Origin of the sequence: Leptolyngbya sp. DQ-M1 (genome assembly GCF_039962505.1) — a bacterium.
In the GTDB taxonomy this organism is placed as follows: domain Bacteria; phylum Cyanobacteriota; class Cyanobacteriia; order Leptolyngbyales; family Leptolyngbyaceae; genus Leptolyngbya.
The window spans coordinates 334,079-349,978 of the sequence record NZ_JAMPLJ010000001.1 but is presented as its reverse complement, the minus strand read 5'-3'; the positions used below and the strand labels follow the sequence as shown (position 1 = coordinate 349,978).

The 15,900-nt window shown below is 48.1% G+C and carries 16 protein-coding genes; 11 read left to right on the top strand and 5 right to left on the bottom strand.

All coding sequences use genetic code 11. The annotated features are described in order from the left end of the window. The first annotated feature begins 75 nt into the window (after positions 1 to 75). Entirely contained in the window at positions 76 to 606 is a 531-nt protein-coding gene (locus NC981_RS01660; protein ID WP_190378169.1) for a DUF456 family protein, read from the top strand. Here NC981_RS01660 and NC981_RS01655 read toward each other — a convergent pair. Then, positions 603 to 1,679 (bottom strand): type IV pilin-like G/H family protein, encoded by a 1,077-nt coding sequence (locus NC981_RS01655; RefSeq protein WP_348241269.1) that lies wholly within the window; start codon positions 1,677 to 1,679, stop codon positions 603 to 605. The genes NC981_RS01660 and NC981_RS01655 overlap by 4 nt on opposite strands. Positions 1,680 to 2,000: 321 nt before the next feature. On the opposite strand from NC981_RS01655, the gene NC981_RS01650 reads away from it, so the two are divergent. The 5 genes from NC981_RS01650 to hpsU all read left to right on the top strand — a co-directional run bounded on the left by NC981_RS01650 (position 2,001) and on the right by hpsU (position 7,149). Next, the gene (locus NC981_RS01650) at positions 2,001 to 2,927 is read left to right on the top strand and encodes an Hpt domain-containing protein (protein WP_190378140.1); all 927 of its coding nucleotides are present in this window, start codon (positions 2,001 to 2,003) and stop codon (positions 2,925 to 2,927) included. Between the two features lie 45 nt (positions 2,928 to 2,972). Next, entirely contained in the window at positions 2,973 to 3,860 is an 888-nt protein-coding gene (locus NC981_RS01645; RefSeq protein ID WP_348241268.1) for an NAD(P)-dependent oxidoreductase, read from the top strand. 290 nt (positions 3,861 to 4,150) lie between these two features. Then, on the top strand, positions 4,151 to 5,428 hold the full coding sequence (locus NC981_RS01640; RefSeq protein ID WP_190378141.1) for a glycosyltransferase family 4 protein: 1,278 nt from the start codon (positions 4,151 to 4,153) through the stop codon (positions 5,426 to 5,428). A gap of 189 nt (positions 5,429 to 5,617) precedes the next feature. Continuing rightward, a complete protein-coding gene (locus NC981_RS01635) occupies positions 5,618 to 6,541 on the top strand; it encodes a glycosyltransferase family 2 protein (protein ID WP_348241267.1) in 924 nt (307 codons plus the stop codon). Further along, a complete protein-coding gene (gene hpsU, locus NC981_RS01630; RefSeq protein WP_348241266.1) occupies positions 6,538 to 7,149 on the top strand; it encodes a hormogonium polysaccharide biosynthesis acetyltransferase HpsU in 612 nt (203 codons plus the stop codon). The genes NC981_RS01635 and hpsU overlap by 4 nt, the downstream gene beginning before the upstream one ends. A gap of 21 nt (positions 7,150 to 7,170) precedes the next feature. On the opposite strand, the gene NC981_RS01625 is transcribed toward hpsU, so the two are convergent. From NC981_RS01625 to NC981_RS01615, 3 genes are all read right to left on the bottom strand, one after another. Continuing rightward, complete coding sequence (locus tag NC981_RS01625) at positions 7,171 to 8,016, bottom strand: MBL fold metallo-hydrolase (protein ID WP_348241265.1); 846 nt, start codon at positions 8,014 to 8,016, stop codon at positions 7,171 to 7,173. 108 nt (positions 8,017 to 8,124) lie between these two features. Then, positions 8,125 to 8,379: a hypothetical protein gene (locus tag NC981_RS01620; protein WP_348241264.1), complete on the bottom strand. Its 255-nt coding sequence runs from the start codon at positions 8,377 to 8,379 to the stop codon at positions 8,125 to 8,127. Between the two features lie 125 nt (positions 8,380 to 8,504). Then, a complete protein-coding gene (locus NC981_RS01615; protein WP_348241263.1) occupies positions 8,505 to 9,371 on the bottom strand; it encodes a DNA adenine methylase in 867 nt (288 codons plus the stop codon). 129 nt (positions 9,372 to 9,500) lie between these two features. Here NC981_RS01615 and NC981_RS01610 point away from each other — a divergent pair, with 129 nt between their 5' ends. The 5 genes from NC981_RS01610 (at position 9,501) to NC981_RS01590 (ending at position 15,183) form a co-directional block, all read left to right on the top strand. Then, positions 9,501 to 9,707, top strand: coding sequence for a DUF751 family protein (locus NC981_RS01610; protein ID WP_190378147.1), 207 nt, complete (start codon positions 9,501 to 9,503; stop codon positions 9,705 to 9,707). Positions 9,708 to 9,740: 33 nt separating this feature from the next. Next, positions 9,741 to 10,133, top strand: coding sequence for a 30S ribosome-binding factor RbfA (gene rbfA, locus NC981_RS01605; RefSeq protein WP_190378148.1), 393 nt, complete (start codon positions 9,741 to 9,743; stop codon positions 10,131 to 10,133). Continuing rightward, positions 10,108 to 11,772, top strand: a complete 1,665-nt coding sequence (locus tag NC981_RS01600) for a glycoside hydrolase family 3 N-terminal domain-containing protein (RefSeq protein ID WP_348241262.1) — start codon at positions 10,108 to 10,110, stop codon at positions 11,770 to 11,772. Before rbfA ends, NC981_RS01600 begins: the two co-directional genes overlap by 26 nt. Positions 11,773 to 12,132: 360 nt before the next feature. Beyond that, entirely contained in the window at positions 12,133 to 14,475 is a 2,343-nt protein-coding gene (gene pcrA, locus NC981_RS01595; protein WP_348241261.1) for a DNA helicase PcrA, read from the top strand. Positions 14,476 to 14,484: 9 nt separating this feature from the next. Then, complete coding sequence (locus NC981_RS01590) at positions 14,485 to 15,183, top strand: Uma2 family endonuclease (RefSeq protein ID WP_348241260.1); 699 nt, start codon at positions 14,485 to 14,487, stop codon at positions 15,181 to 15,183. Here the strand turns inward: NC981_RS01590 and NC981_RS01585 are convergent. Beyond that, a complete protein-coding gene (locus tag NC981_RS01585) occupies positions 15,172 to 15,894 on the bottom strand; it encodes a response regulator transcription factor (RefSeq protein ID WP_190378152.1) in 723 nt (240 codons plus the stop codon). The two genes, NC981_RS01590 and NC981_RS01585, sit on opposite strands and share 12 nt — an antisense overlap. Between the last annotated feature and the right edge of the window lie 6 nt (positions 15,895 to 15,900).

Below are 15,900 nucleotides of genomic sequence, written 5' to 3'. Positions count from 1 at the left end.
TCAGCCCTCACGATACGCTACGTTAATGACAACCCTTCACTTAACTTAAAGGACGCTGGAATGCCTGCTCTGTACATGTTTGCTCTGTATTGTGTCTTGGTGATCGCCATGCTGGTTGGAATCGTTGGCGCAGTCGTGCCGGGTATTCCGGGAACCAGCTTAATTCTCGTCGCGATCGTGATTTGGGGCGCAGTTCGAGGATTTTCAGATGTGACAGTCGCTCTCATTATTGGGAGTGTCGTCTTTTTACTGAGCTTTGGAATTGATTTTCTGGCGACGTACTGGGGAGCCAAGAAAGCGGGAGCTAGCAACTGGGGGCAAATCGGCTCAGTCGTCGGATTTATTCTCGGAATTCTTGGATTTCTGCCCGCTTTGCCGATCGGTGGACTTCCGGGATTAATTGTGGGTCTGTTTTTTGGCCCGCTTGTCGGGGCGATCGTCGGTGAATTTCTCTACTGCAAAGATGCCATGATCGCAATCAAAGCGGGACTCGGCATTGTCGTAGGTTCTGTGGTGGGTAACTTAGCTCAAGGCGTTTTGGCAGTATTAACCGTTGCAGTGTTTATTTTCACCACGTTTCCGCAAGCCCAAGCGCTGATGAATTAGAGTTTCTGCGATCGTGCAGCACAGGCGGTTTTTTTGCCTTTGGTCGCGGCTGGCTTTTCAGGAGCTTGCACCGACGGCTTGAGTGATTGACAGATTAAACTCTCAGCTCCCGATGCAGCTACCCTGACAACTCCAATATAGCTATGTAAACCAGCCTCACGGGGTACAGCCGTAATCACAGAATCAGTGCCGACGCGCAGGCGATACGCGTAGCTGTAGCTCTGAGAAATCACATTTGCCGATCGCTCTAGCTCCTCTAAGCTGCGAGCGAATCGGTTATTCCGCTGATAAAATTTCTCCTGTGCAGCGATCATCGCTTTGAGATAGCTTTCCGCTTCCTTTTGCCGCTCCAGCGCAGCATCGTTAGGCGGCTTGCTGGCGGTTCCCTGTGATCCTTGAGACTGACTTTTTGCGGTTGACCAAAATGCTGTCGTCCCGCCTGCGACAAATCCCGCAACCACGACGAGCGCAACCGGAATCGCGTACACTCGCCACCGCGTTTTTAGCCAGCCCCGCAACGAGAGCGGCTCTTCGAGTTCTTCCTCTTCTCCGATCGCTTCTGCAATTATCGGTTGAGCTTCAGGGGTAGCCTCTACAACCGGAGGTTGGACTTCAGCGATCGCCGCTGCAACCGGAGATTCGACTTCAGGAGTTGCTTCTTCAACTAGAGGTTGCGATTCAGTTGGAGCATCCAGCGTCGCAACAGAAGCCTCTAGTTCAGCATCCGGCAGAGTTGAGATTGCAACCGGAGCCGTTACGACCGGAGCAGATAATTCAGGCGATCGCAGCGAAAACTCCCGTGTCCAAGCGAAGTGATCTTCTCCGATCTTTTTCGCTTGTGCCCGTACCGATCGGATTGAATCATTCCCTAACTCTAATAGCCCCTTTTGAATAAAGGTGACGAGTGTTTCTTGATTGAGTGGCTTCTGCGACTCCAAACACACCCACAAACAGTCCTCATCCAAACCCGCCTGCGCTGTGATGCCTTTTGGGGACAATACCGCATTCATCAACGCTGCGATCGCAGCCGGTTCACCTTGCTTTGCGAGTTCTAATAGATTCGGCTGTTGCATAGAAACACTTGCTTGACTCTCAATTCTAGACCGCTGAAGTTGCTTTACTTTACCGTCGAAAACTCAGTTTTGTCTAACTGTCCCCTCAACTCTCAGGTTATTCTCAGCGTTGTGCCGGATTAAAGTCACGTCGGTTAAAACATTTCAATACTGCAAGCGGAAAGTTGATATTAAAACAGCTTTTGACGAAATTGCAGCAAAGATTTGCGTTAAAAGCAATTTAGCCTATTTTTGCCGTGAATTCTTACCGCCTTTGGGAACACTCAGAACACAGGGCAAACTTTCCCGGTCTTGTGAATTTGTCACTTCAGGAGCAGGGCGGTGCAAACGGTTAAGCAACAGCAGATTCTTGGCTATTTCATTGAAGAAGCAAAAGAACATTTAGACACGATCGAACAGGGCTTGGTCGATCTTGCTGCAACGATGGCAGATTCAGAGCGAGTGAATGAGCTATTTCGGGCAGCTCACTCGGTGAAAGGCGGGGCTGCAATGCTGGGCTTTGATGGTATCCAGAGAACCGCTCACCATTTCGAGGATTGCTTCAAAATTCTCAAAGAGCATCCCGTTAGAATCGATCAGCGCCTTGAAGATTTGTTTCTCAAAGGATTTGACACGCTCAAAGAACTGATCGAAGCGCTTCAAAGCCCGTTTGGACTGCGAGAAGAAGAGGCACAGCAAGCCGTTTCCGCCGCAGAACCCACGTTTCGAGAACTCCAAGCCTATCTCAGCACTCTAATTGCCGGGAGAAGCGCTGCGCCGAAAGCCTCAACTTTACCGCAAGGCGTTGCAGCCCAGATTACCGCAGTCCTTAAGGCGATGCTGCAACTGTTTAAGCAGGGCGATTCTCAGAAGAGTCGGCAGCAGTTGATCGCTTTATGCAATCGCCTAATCCAAGTGAGCAGCACGACTCCAGCCTGGGTACTGTTGTTGCAGACGGCGCAACGGGCGATCGCAAATTCCAAAAATAGCTATGCCACGCTTGCCCCAGTGGTGATTAAGGATCTAAAGCAAGCGAGTGATTTTCTGCTCACAGGCGGCGCTAACCGCATTGCAATCAGTCCGAACCTGAAGAATTTAGTCAGTCCGCCTACTCAACCTGCAAAGCCTCCCGCGTCGGTTACGCCCGCGGCAAAGCCCCAAATCACAATTTCATTAGAGCCGAGAGCCGCTGCCCGATCGTTAGTAGAGTCGTTCAACAAAGCAGAACTGCTTGAAATCGCTGAGTTCATCATGAAAACAATTCAATAGATCGTTTCCCTCTAGACTGTGAAAAGAATTGTCTGGAGCGGAGCAATGGCGAAGATCGGATTTATTGGCACAGGGTTAATGGGTTTACCGATGGCACAGCGGCTAATAACCGCCGGTCATTCTGTCACTGCCTACAATCGCACTGCTGCAAAGTTAGAATCCTTGGTGGGAGCGACGATCGCCACTTCTAGCTCGCAGGCAATCGCGGCTTCTGACTGTGTAATTTTGATGCTCACGAATGCTGAAGCGATCGAACAAACCTTGCTATCGGATCAAGCGGTTCTGCAAGGGCGCACCGTGATTCAAATGAGTACGATCGCGCCCGATGAGAGTCAATCCATTCGCGATCGAGTTGTCGTTGCGGGTGGAAGTTACCTAGAGGCGCCGGTGCTTGGAAGTATTCCAGAGGCGCGATCCGGCAAATTGATCGTGATGGTGGGTGCGGAAGTCGAGCAGTTTGAACAATGGCGATCGCTGCTGCAAACGCTTGGTGAAAATCCGGTTTTACTAGGGACAGTGGGTTCGGCTTCGACGGTGAAGCTTGCCTTAAATCAACTCATTGGATCATTAACCAGTGCTTTTGCCGTGAGTTTAGGTTTAGTCTTGCGGCAGAATGTCGAGGTCGAAGCGTTTATGCAAATTCTGCGGCAGAGTGCTTTGTACGCGCCGACTTTTGATAAGAAATTACAACGAATGCTCGATCGAGACTTTGAAAACCCCAATTTCCCGACAAAGCATTTGCAAAAAGACATCAATCTGTTTGTTGAAGCGGCACAATCGGCGAACCTGAATGTTGCTTCCGTTGAGGGAGTTCGAGAGATTTTGCAAAGTGCGATCGCTCAAAATTTATCTGATCTCGATTATGCTGCTTTATTTTCGATTGTTTGTCCACCAGAGCCCCAGAATGATCAGTCTGTGGAAGATCTGGGATAAAAGCTTGTTATTTCAATCACATCGAGCAGAAAAACGAAATTTAGCATTTTCCAGCAAAGCAATGTAAAGACGAGTGTTTTCTGGGCAACCTAGACCTAGCGTCCCTGATTTGCTACAAACGTTCAGCCCAGAACTCACAGGACTCCGTTTCCTGACCTCGATCGCAGGATTTTCTGCATGTGACCCCTAGCACATTCTAAATATCGAACAGGTTCAAGTCATCTGTGGCTTCTGAACGCTTGACGGCTGAGTTCTTCATCGCGACCATTGCCGTTTGGGTTCACTAAGCTATGCGTGTTTTGATCTATTCCTATAACTATCATCCTGAACCGATTGGAATTGCACCTCTGATGACCGAACTGGCTGAGGGATTGGTCAGACGGGGGCATCAAGTCCGAGTGATCACTGGGATGCCGAACTATCCGCAACGCCAGATTTATGAGGGCTATCGAGGCAAGCTCTACATGACAGAAGAATGCAACGGAGTGGTCATTCAGCGCAGCTATATGTGGGTTAAACCCAAGCCAAACCTGCTCGATCGACTGCTGCTTGATAGTAGCTTTGTCTTGACTAGCTTCCTGCAAGCGCTGCGAGGCTGGCGACCGGATGTGATTCTTCTCACGGTTCCGCCACTTCCGGTCTGTGTTCCGGCAGCGCTTTTGAGCTGGCTTCACAACTGCCCGATCGTTCTCAATGTGCAGGATATTCTGCCAGAAGCGGCGGTACAGGTCGGGCTGTTGAAAAATAAAACGATGATTCGGGTATTTGAAGCTTTAGAGAAGTTTGCTTATCGCACCGCCCACACCATCAGTGTGATTGCGGATGGATTTGTTGAAAATCTAGAAAACAAAGGAGTCCCATCCAGTAAGCTTACCTGCATTCCAAATTGGGTTGATACTAGCTTTATTCGTCCCCTGCCTAAGAGCAATAATGCCTTTCGGAGCGAACATGGACTGGATGGAAAGTTTGTAGTTTTGTATGCCGGAAATATTGCATTGACACAGGGTTTAGAGACTGTGATTGATGCCGCTGCCCAATTGCGCCATGTTTCAGACATTGCTTTTGCAATTGTGGGAGAGCCAAAAGCGATCGAACAACTCAAGCAGCATTGTGAGCTACAGGGTGTCGATAATGTGAAGCTCTTGCCGTTTCAACCGCGAGAGAAACTGCCTGAAATGCTGGCAGCTGCAGATGTGGGGTTGATTGTGCAGAAGCGCAATGTAGTTTCGTTTAATATGCCCTCGAAAACTCAGGTACTTCTTGCCAGTGGACGGGCGATCGTTGCTGCAGTTCCCAGTACAGGGAGTGCGGCAAGCGCAATCGAGAAAAGCCGCGGTGGAGTTGTTGTAGAGCCAGAAAATCCAGAAGCTTTAGCAGAGCAAATTTTAGCGCTGTATCACGATCCGGAGCTTGCGGCGCGGCTGGGAAGACAAGGGCGACAGCACGCGATCGAGCGCTATTCATTCGAGCAAGCTTTAACTCAGTATGAAGCTTTGTTTGAGCAGGTTGTGAAGTTGCCCTTCCCCAAGACTGATTACCGTTTGAGTGTGGATAAGTCGAGCAGCTAGAGTTTTATCTCACTCTATCTATTTTTTGATGAAAGATCGGGGTTTAGCTGACTCCGATCTTTTGTGTTGTTTGATCGGTGCGATCGTCTACTAGAAGCTAAATCCTTCGGTATGGTCTTCAACAGAATGGGAATACTGAAGCAGTCATAGCAAATTGTAGCTATAGCATTTCTTCCCTAGATGCCGATTATGACCCTTTCAAAACTTCCCGTTTCAGTTCTGATTCCTGCTCGTAATGAAGAAGCAAATTTGCCTGCTTGTCTCGAAAGTGTCGCCAGAGCAGATGAAGTCTTCGTTGTTGATTCACAAAGTAGCGATCGCTCCATTGCAATTGCAGAAAGCTATGGGGCAACAGTTGTTCAGTTTCACTTTAATGGACGCTGGCCCAAGAAGAAGAATTGGTCACTGGACAACTTACCGTTTCGCAACGAATGGGTGTTAATTGTTGATTGTGATGAGCGAATTACGCCGGAATTGTGGGATGAGATCGCAGCAGCAATTCAGAACCCGGAGTTTGAGGGATATTATCTCAATCGCAAAGTGTTCTTTTTGGGGCAATGGATTCGGCATGGTGGCAAGTATCCAGACTGGAACCTGAGATTGTTTCAACATAAAAAAGGACGTTATGAAAATCTCAGTACCGAAGCCATTCGGAACACCGGAGATAACGAAGTTCATGAACACGTTGTGCTATCCGGCAAAGTCGGGTATCTGAAAAACGATATGCTGCACATCGACTTCAAAGATCTGTATCACTGGCTAGAACGGCATAATCGCTACTCGAACTGGGAAGCGAAAGTGTATCTCAACTTGCTCACAGGTCAGGGGGAAGATGGCACGATCGGGGCAAATTTGCTTGGAGATTCGGTGCAGCGCAAGCGCTTTTTGAAGCGAATTTGGGTGAGATTACCGTTTAAGCCGACATTGCGGTTTTTGTTGGCTTATGTGTTTCGGCTGGGATTTCTAGATGGAAAAGCGGGGTATATCTATGCACGGTTACTCAGCCAGTATGAGTTTCAAATTGGCGTGAAGTTGTTTGAGTTGCAGCAGTTTGGCGGGACGCTGAACACCCCACAGCCAGTTAAACCTTCGATCGCACAGCCAGAATCATGATGCCGATTCGAGAGTCTCCGATCGACATTCACGCTCCCTCACTGGTTGATCTACGCGATTATGATCAGTCCTGGTTTGATCGAGGTCGTCCAGGTTGGTATGTTTTGTTCTGGTGGCTGGTGCAAGCGATCGTCTTTCCCATAACTCCCCATCCGCTCAATTCGCTTCGATGTTTGGTGCTGCGATGGTTTGGAGCCAAGATCGGTCAAGGCGTTTTAATTCGCCCAACTGCGCGATTCATTTATCCCTGGAAAGTCGAAATCGGCGATTACAGTTGGATTGGTGATGATGTTGTACTTTACAGTCTCGATCGTATCTCAATTGGAAATCACTGTGTTATTTCCCAAAAAAGCTATCTATGTACAGGAAGTCATAATGTCAGCGATTCAGCGTTTAAGTTAGAGACCCGTCCGATCGAGATCGGTCACGGGGTTTGGATTGCGACAGATTGCTTTATCGCGCCTGGGGTGCAGATTGGTTCAAACGCAGTGATCGGAGCGCGGAGTACCGTGCTGAAGTCGATGCCGACTCAATCCGTTTGCTGGGGATCTCCTTGTCGATCGCAGTATCTAAGGCAAATAAATTTTGCAAGCGAGGAATCGCAGTAGCATTGCTTTGTTCACTTGGGCTTAACTTGCACTCAGGTTTAGCGATCGTTGTTCTGCAAAGGTCTTGTACTCGCTCGCATCATGGCTGCAAAATAGGCGAACCTCGTCGCCATGATTCAGGGATAGTTTGCGGAGACGATCTTGATTGAGCAATCTGGCATTGCGATCGACTTCCATCATCCATTGATACGCTTTTAATCCCGGTGTGCATTTCGGATTCGGTTTCATCTCGTCGCGATAGAAGTAAGCATCTCCCGCATGTAGGAGCCAACCGTCGGAGGTTTCGATAGCAATTCCTGCATGACCAGGTGTATGTCCGACTAACGGAATAAACAAGATCTCTGGGGGTAGTCCTTCTAACTCTCGAACGGCTTCAAATCCAAACCAGGGTTCACCATTTGCTGTGTAGAATTTCCAGGACTTAACCTCATCCCATTGTTCCGGACGATAGCGGCGACGCGCAATAAAGCCTTCCCGATTCCGTACCGCATCAATCTCACTCTGCATGACATGAACTGTTGCGTTAGGAAAGTCTTCTAGACCTCCCGCATGATCAAAGTCGAGATGAGTCAGGACAATGTGACGGACATCTTGGGGCGAGAATCCCAGCTTTTCGATTTGGTCGATCGCACTGTATTTACGATCGAATTGAATGTTATTAAGTGCAATAAAAAACGGACTCAGCCGATGTGAGGGAGCTTGAATATCGCGCAACCCAAAGCCCGTATCGATTAGAACAAGTCCTTGATTTGTTTCAATCAGCAAACAGTGACAGACAAGATGGGAAGTCAAGCCTCGACTGAAGCCATCGAACAAGGCTCCACCCACCGGACACATACAGCCACAGTTTAGATGATGAATTCGCATAGCGGTTCTTCGGTGCGATCAACTACGTGAATGCTAGAGAGATTGCGATCGGATTCCGTCTTTCTTATGAGGGATTGTAACTTTTGTCAGCCTGAATAGGTAAAGTGTTTACGGACCTACCTCTCTTGTCTCAACAACTATCTTGACTACTGTATTTTCCTCAAAAAAAACGAAAACGTTCCACATTCGCACAAATATAAAGCCGTCAATTCTCTGCCCATCTAAATAGTTAAATTTTTTCCCTTCTTCTTGAAACGGTTGATTAATACTTGTGATGACATTAAATCCCTCAGATTTAAGAGCTTGACGCGCCTGCTCTACTGATGTTCCTACTGGAATTCGTTTCACAAAGTATTGCTGCATCTGCTCTGCTCGATCAAACCACCGAGTCTGAGAACAGGACGCGAGCAGAATAACGCATGGAACTAAGTAGCGAATTTCCATACCAGTAAAGCTCAAATTCCCTTAGAGTGAATACGTTTCTCTAATCAGTCCAAGTCAAGACAGTAATTTGTCACGAGCACTTCTGTGATTTTTCCGCGCTTCTCTGCATTGCAGTTAATGTTGCGCGTGGCATAAATCGTATAAATGTTGAATCCTTTGTACAGTTCACGAACGAATGGACAATCTGAGTTCGACAACATGACTTGTACGCCTCGATCGCTTAACTCTGTCATCACATCGCGCAATTGCACCTGCTGATCTTCGCTGAACGAATAGCGATTGTAAGCAGTGAAGTTACTGGTTGGGCTAATCGGATAGTAAGGTGGATCAAAGTAAACAAAGTCTTCTGAACTACAAGCATATTGCAGCACTTGATCAAATGATCCAGGTTCAATTTGCGCGTTCGATAGCGCGATCGAGTCCGCTCGAAGCACCTCTGGATCATAAATCCCAGGCTTTTTGTAACTGCCGATCGGCACATTAAAATGCCCTTTGGAGTTCTCACGGTACAGTCCGTTAAAGCAAGTTTTATTCAGATAAATCAGTCTTGCAGCGCGATCGACATTATTACCGGCATAAAACCAATCGTCTGAGGCGGTGATTTGAGCGCGGACTTGGTAGTAATGCTCTGGGCAATGTTGCTGATGATGTTGCTCTAAGCGATCGATCAACTCTTCCACCTGATCGCGCACACACCGATAGACATTGACTAGCTCAAGATTAATATCAATCAATAATGATGTTGCGGGCTGGAGATGAAAGAAAATTGCTCCACCTCCGACAAACGGCTCATAGTAATTCTGGTAACGTTTCGGGAAATAGGAAACGTACTGCGAAATTAGCTGGTTTTTTCCGCCTGCCCACTTAATAAATGGGCGTGGTAACCCTGGGGACTGTACTTGAGTAATCATGTTTTTATTTAACACCTAAAATACATTTGATCTGATCAGTATTCGTATTATAAAAATGACACTCTGATCAGGTTTCGTAATTGATCTCTGATCTCGATATGATGGAATGGAGTTTAGAAAATAACCCTTATGATTCAAGACCTTTGGAACACCGTTTCTAAATACCCCAAGTTTGTAATCGGTGTCATTCTTGGCATATTCCTGAATGCTGCTGCGCCGCTCGTGCCGCTGTTCAAACGCCCTGTAACCGCGATCGCGCTGGTTGGTGTTCTTGTCGGTGGACTTGCCTTTGTTTCTTTCACCCTCAAAGCAATGCTCGGTTTAGATCCGCTTTAATAGAATGGAATTTTGTAGGTAGGAAGGAATTGTATGGCGACAGATCGAAGAATGGCTCGTGTCGCAGAATCTATCCGGCGCGAAGTGAGTCAAATGCTGTTGAATGGCATCAAAGACGATCGCGTAGGAACCGGAATGGTGAGCGTCACCGATGTTGATGTATCCGGGGATTTGCAGCACGCCAAAATCTTTGTCAGCATCTATGGTGACGAAGAAGCCAAAGCCGAAACGATGGCAGGCTTAAAGTCCGCGACAGGCTATGTTCGCAGCGAATTAGGACAGCGAATTCGCTTACGGAGAACGCCTGAAGTTATCTTTATTGAGGATCGATCGCTAGAGCGGGGTGATAAAGTTCTAGGGTTAATCAATCGCCTCAGCCAAGAGCGCAAAGAGTTCCCCGATGAAGACGTTTCTCCCGAATCTTGATGAGTTAACGCTGCGTCAGCAAGTGGCTCAAATGGTGGTCGTGAGGGCTTCGGGCTTTCTGTTTGACCATGAGATTCAGTATCCGGTCTGGGAGCCACCTGCGGCGACGTTAGAGGGTTGGATTAGGGAGTGGGGCGTGGGGGGTGTGATTCTCCTGGGTGCGAGTGTGGGAGAAATTGCGCTCAGAACGCAGCAGTTGCAAGCTTGGGCATCGATTCCGCTCTTGATTTGTGCGGATGTTGAGGAAGGAGTTGGGCAGCGGTTTTCGGGGGCAACTTGGTTTCCACCGCCAATGGCGATCGCAGAAATTGCCAAACGGGATCTCACTCTTGCGTGTCACTATGCTGAACAAATGGGGCGAATTACGGCAGCAGAAAGTTTAGCGATCGGCTTGAATTGGCTGCTTTCTCCCACGGTGGATGTCAACAACAATCCTGACAATCCCGTGATCAATGTCCGGGCTTTTGGCGAAACTCCAGAGATTGTTGGCGAACTGGCAAAAGCTTTTATCCGAGGCGCACACCAGCACCCGATTTTAACCACTGCAAAACATTTTCCGGGGCATGGTGATACGGAGACCGATTCTCACCTCGAATTACCTGTAATTCCGCATAATCGCGATCGCCTAGAACAAATTGAACTTCCGCCTTTTAGAGCCGCAATCTCAGCAGGTGTCGATGTTGTAATGAGCGCTCACCTTCAAATTCCCGCGCTTGATCCGAACTATCCTGCAACGCTTTCTCCAAAGGTTCTTACAAATGAGTTGAGACGGAATCTTGAATTTGAAGGCTTGATTGTCACCGATGCTTTAGTGATGGGCGCGATCGCCAATCGATATGGAACCGAGGAAGCTTGTGTTCTGGCAGTCGAAGCAGGCGCAGATATTTTATTGATGCCATTAGAGCCAGAAAAGGCAATTACAGCCGTTTGTGAAGCCGTAGAAAGCGGGCGGATTAGTCACGATCGCATCCAATCTTCGGTTGAAAGACTCTGGAGAGCTAAACAAAAAGCTTGTGCAGTCACAATTCCATCTGAAGAAGGTCACGCTTGGGAAAATCCGCCCGAACCCATTTTAGAAACGATTGAATTAACCTCGAAAATTGCTCAGCCAGATGCACTTTCAATCAATGCTAAATTGCTGCGTCATTCGATGCGGTCACGTTCGCCTGTGCCAAAGGCATCGCATCATCCAAATTCTTCTCGCTTAGATTCGCTTTCCGGTGTGGGTCGCAATCTAGTCATTGTCGATAGCATTCTGGATTGTGATTTCCTGGGTCGAACCGCTCCTGCGATCGCATTTCCCGCTCAATTTGGATTGACAGAGACTCAGATTATCGATCAGCATACCCCTTACATTGCTCCAAATAATCGCGCTCAAGTTCCAACTGTATTGCAATTATTTATCCGGGGTAATCCCTTTCGTGGAATCGCTGGATTAACTCAAGCGGCAGAAGATTGGTTTACGTTTCTATTAAATACAAATCAACTTTGTGCGATCGCAGTTTACGGCAGTCCTTATGTTCTCGATCGCTTTCTTCCCAGTTTGCCGCCGGATGTCCCTTATGTATTCAGCTACGGGCAAATGCAAGCGGCTCAAGCGATCGCATTAGAAACTCTGTTTAGAAGCCAATGCAAGTAGAACATCTAACACCGGAAGCGACAGAAATTATCTTGAACACTTTGCCAGAAAAGTCCAGTTAGGGCTACGTGCTTATGCGGCAGCGATCGACTTCCCGATCGAGGCAGTGATTGAAATGGCTGTTCCGCAAACTGTCGTTCACAGTCTTGGCAATAGCCAGAAACTTTACTTCTCCATCATTACATCTTGAGCACTACTTACATCTTCACTACTACAGTGTGTGCAGTGCGTTGTCCAATTTTTTCTATGATGGATACACAATTCGGACTTGGGCGGTGATACGTACTATTTCTTTTGCCACGTTCCAAGCTGAGATACGATACCCTATCTATGGAGTAGATTTGTGCGATCGTCTAACCTATGACTGTTGATTTTCTCAGCCATCTTAATCCGTCCCAAAGGCAAGCCGTTCAGCATTTTTGTGGCCCTTTGCTGGTGATTGCTGGCGCGGGTTCAGGCAAGACAAGAGCATTGACGTATCGCATCGCCAATCTGGTGCTGAAACATCGCGTCGATCCAGAAAATATTCTGGCGGTGACATTTACGAATAAAGCGGCGCGGGAAATGAAAGACCGGATCGAACGGTTGTTTGCCGAGCAGGAGGCATTAAGCGAACATGGCAAGCCGCTCGAATCGCTGCCCGGTCATGTTCAGACGAAATTGCGATCGCACGTCTACAAAACCATCACCAAAGATCTCTGGATTGGCACATTTCACGCGCTTTGCTGTCGAATTCTTCGCTTTGATATCGAAAAGTTCCAGGATGAAAAAGGACGGAAGTGGACGCGATCGTTTTCGATTTTTGATGAGTCCGATGCTCAAAGCTTGGTGAAAGATATCATCATTAATCAATTGAATATTGATGAAAAGAAATTCGATCCGCGATCGGTTCGATATGCAATCAGCAACGCCAAAAATAAAGGTTTATCGCCGCGAGATTATGAAAAAGAGCAATCGAACTTCAAAGGCAAAGTGATTGCAAACGTCTATAGCGTTTATCAGGATAAACTCGCTGAAAACAATGCTGTTGATTTCGATGATTTAATCTGGATTCCAGTACAACTCTTTCGTCAGAATGAACAGATCCGCGCATACTGGCATAAACGCTTCAGACATATCTTGGTAGATGAATATCAAGATACCAATCGCACTCAGTACGATCTGATTCAGTTATTAGTGACGAATGGAGAACCCCCGAATCGATTTAACGAGTGGGAACATCGATCGGTCTTTGTGGTGGGCGATGCCGATCAGTCGATCTACTCGTTCCGCATGGCAGACTTCACAATTCTGATGGGCTTTCAGCAAGACTTTGGGGATAGCTTGCCCGATGATGACACCCGGACAATGGTGAAGCTCGAAGAGAACTATCGATCGACCGAAAATATCCTGCAACTCGCGAACGAACTGATCGAAAACAACACCGAACGCATTGATAAAATCCTTAAACCGACTCGCGGACAAGGTGAACCGAATTTCTGCTACCGCGCTCAGGATGAAATCGACGAAGCAGAATTTGTCGTTCAACAAATGCGGCGACTCGAAGCGATGAACTCCGATTTGCATTGGGGTAAATTTGCGATTCTCTATCGAACCAATGCTCAATCACGGGCGTTTGAAGAAATTTTGGTGCGTTGGGGTGTACCTTATAAGGTCGTGGGTGGTCTGCGATTCTATGACCGGAAAGAAATCAAGGATGTGCTTGCGTATTTGAGAGCGATCGCCAATCCTTCTGATACCGTTAGCCTCTTGCGCGTGATTAATACACCTCGTCGCGGAGTCGGAAAAACCACGATCGAATCTCTACAGAAAGCTTCGATCGGACTCGGTGTTCCTTTGTGGGAAATTCTCAGCGATGAAAACTCGATCAAAACTCTAGCGGGTCGGTCTTCGAGAGGCGTGATTCAGTTTGCTCAGATCATTCAGAAATGGCGATCGCAGCTCGACGCAGTGAGCGCTTCAGAACTGGTACAAGGTGTGCTCGAAGACTCTGGGTACATCGCCGATCTAAAATCTCAAGGCACAGACGAAGCCGAAGACCGCTTGCAGAACGTTCAAGAGTTGTATAACGCTGTGCTGCAATTTGAGGAAGAAAACGAAGACGATAAGAGCCTGATCGGTTTCCTCGCCAGCGCGTCTCTCGCTTCGGATTTAGACGACGTACAAGAAGAAACAACCAAAGTTTCTTTGATGACGCTGCACTCCTCGAAAGGGTTAGAATTTCCGATCGTCTTTCTAGTCGGTTTAGAACAAGGCTTATTTCCGAGTTATCGATCACTCGATGATCCCGCCGCGATCGAAGAAGAACGCCGCCTCTGTTACGTCGGCATCACCCGCGCTCAAGAACGCCTATTCCTTTCTCACGCCCGCGAACGTCGGTTATACGGAAATCGCGAACCCGCCAGTCCCTCGCTATTCCTGGGAGAAATGCCTCGCGAATTGATGGATAGCAACACCAAAGCCGCGATCCCAGCCAAATACACCACCAAGCCTGCCGCCAAACCCGCCCCTGTGATTCAGAGTACCGAAACCGATTGGAGCATCGGTGATCGCGTCATGCACAGTCAATTCGGAATCGGAGAAATTACTAATATCTTCGGTAGTGGTAATAAAGCGACTTTGGCGATTCGATTCGATAACTTGACCGGAATGAAGCGCAAGATTCTCCCGATCGGCGATCGCGCCTTAACTGCGATCGATTAATCTCAAACTATGGTGATTCAATCCTCGAAATCAAACCGCTCTGTCCCGCCCTTGGAGAATGGCGATCGTTTGTCTCGCGCCGAATTTGAGCGGCGTTATACGGCTGCACCCCACATCAAAAAAGCCGAACTGATCGAAGGAATTGTCTATATGCCAGCCGCACTCCGCTTTAGAAGTCATGGTCAACCCCATGCCCGGTTAATGGTCTGGCTGGGCAACTATCAGATTGCCACGATCGGGACTGCTTTGGCGGATAACACCACTGTCCGGCTCGATTTAGACAATGAGCCGCAACCTGATATCGCCTTATTTATCGAACCTGAATTCGGTGGACAAGTGCGAATTTCAAGCGATGACTATCTCGAAGGCGCACCCGAACTGATCGCAGAAATCGCCGCCAGTAGTGCCGCTTACGATTTAGGCGATAAGAAAAAGGCGTATCGGCGCAACGGAGTCCGAGAATATCTCGTCTGGCAAATGTTTGAAAACAAGCTCGATTGGTTTGCGCTGCAAGACGATGAATATGTTCCGCTATTACCAGACGAAACCGGAATCATTCGGAGTCAAACGTTTCCGGGATTGTGGCTGGCGATCGACTCCCTGCTCAACGGTGAAATGCTGCAAGTCATGGCAGTTTTGCAGCAGGGATTGAATTCTCAAGAACATCAAACATTTGTGCAGCAGTTGCGCGATCGTCTAGCCGACTAATCCCGATCGCAACGCCCTCACCGCCGCCTGGGTTCGATCATCCGCACACAGCTTATTCAGAATGTTCCGAACGTGCGTCTTCACTGTTCCCACCGTGATATAAAGCTTTTCAGCGATCGCAGCATTGCTACAACCATCCACAATCAACTGCAATACTTCTAATTCCCGCTCTGTTAATGGATACGCCTCAATAATTTGGTTATATTCTGGCTCGGTTGCGGTAATGGCGACCTGTTGAGCTTCAGATTGAGCCGCAGTTTGAGGCGCGGTTGACTGAGTTTGACGCAGCACCACACGAGCGATCGCCGGATCGATCCAGGAGTTTCCTTCTTGGGTGACGCGCAACGCCTCGACCAACTGATCTAAACTGACATCTTTCATGCAGTACGAGTCTGCACCCGCCGCAAACGCTGCTAGAACTGTATCTTCGTGATCTTGTAGCGTTAAAATAAGAACTTTTGTATTGGGGTGATCTTCCATCTCAGCTTGCGCTTGACGGAAACGGCGCGTCAGTTCTACGCCATCGATATCGGGCAAGCCAATATCTACGATCGCAACATCCGGCTTCAAATTCGTCAGCATTTTCAATCCATCGGTTCCATTCGCTGCTTCTCCCACGACTTCAAACCCTGGGCGTTGCTGTAACGCGGTCTTCATTCCCACCCTGGTTAAGTCATGATCCTCAATCAGCGTAATCCGAATGTCATTCATATGAAA

What these genes read in the sequence shown, in the direction of transcription:
- NC981_RS01600 (WP_348241262.1), top strand. Translation starts at nt 10,108, where the DNA reads ATGAAGACGTTTCTCCCGAATCTTGATGAGTTAACGCTGCGTCAGCAA.
- NC981_RS01635 (WP_348241267.1), top strand. Translation starts at nt 5,618, where the DNA reads ATGACCCTTTCAAAACTTCCCGTTTCAGTTCTGATTCCTGCTCGTAAT.
- NC981_RS01615 (WP_348241263.1), bottom strand. Translation starts at nt 9,371, where the DNA reads ATGATTACTCAAGTACAGTCCCCAGGGTTACCACGCCCATTTATTAAG.
- NC981_RS01590 (WP_348241260.1), top strand. Translation starts at nt 14,485, where the DNA reads ATGGTGATTCAATCCTCGAAATCAAACCGCTCTGTCCCGCCCTTGGAG.
- NC981_RS01625 (WP_348241265.1), bottom strand. Translation starts at nt 8,016, where the DNA reads ATGCGAATTCATCATCTAAACTGTGGCTGTATGTGTCCGGTGGGTGGA.
- NC981_RS01660 (WP_190378169.1), top strand. Translation starts at nt 76, where the DNA reads ATGTTTGCTCTGTATTGTGTCTTGGTGATCGCCATGCTGGTTGGAATC.
- NC981_RS01620 (WP_348241264.1), bottom strand. Translation starts at nt 8,379, where the DNA reads ATGCAGCAATACTTTGTGAAACGAATTCCAGTAGGAACATCAGTAGAG.
- pcrA (WP_348241261.1), top strand. Translation starts at nt 12,133, where the DNA reads ATGACTGTTGATTTTCTCAGCCATCTTAATCCGTCCCAAAGGCAAGCC.
- hpsU (WP_348241266.1), top strand. Translation starts at nt 6,538, where the DNA reads ATGATGCCGATTCGAGAGTCTCCGATCGACATTCACGCTCCCTCACTG.
- NC981_RS01610 (WP_190378147.1), top strand. Translation starts at nt 9,501, where the DNA reads ATGATTCAAGACCTTTGGAACACCGTTTCTAAATACCCCAAGTTTGTA.
- NC981_RS01645 (WP_348241268.1), top strand. Translation starts at nt 2,973, where the DNA reads ATGGCGAAGATCGGATTTATTGGCACAGGGTTAATGGGTTTACCGATG.
- NC981_RS01655 (WP_348241269.1), bottom strand. Translation starts at nt 1,679, where the DNA reads ATGCAACAGCCGAATCTATTAGAACTCGCAAAGCAAGGTGAACCGGCT.
- rbfA (WP_190378148.1), top strand. Translation starts at nt 9,741, where the DNA reads ATGGCGACAGATCGAAGAATGGCTCGTGTCGCAGAATCTATCCGGCGC.
- NC981_RS01585 (WP_190378152.1), bottom strand. Translation starts at nt 15,894, where the DNA reads ATGAATGACATTCGGATTACGCTGATTGAGGATCATGACTTAACCAGG.
- NC981_RS01640 (WP_190378141.1), top strand. Translation starts at nt 4,151, where the DNA reads ATGCGTGTTTTGATCTATTCCTATAACTATCATCCTGAACCGATTGGA.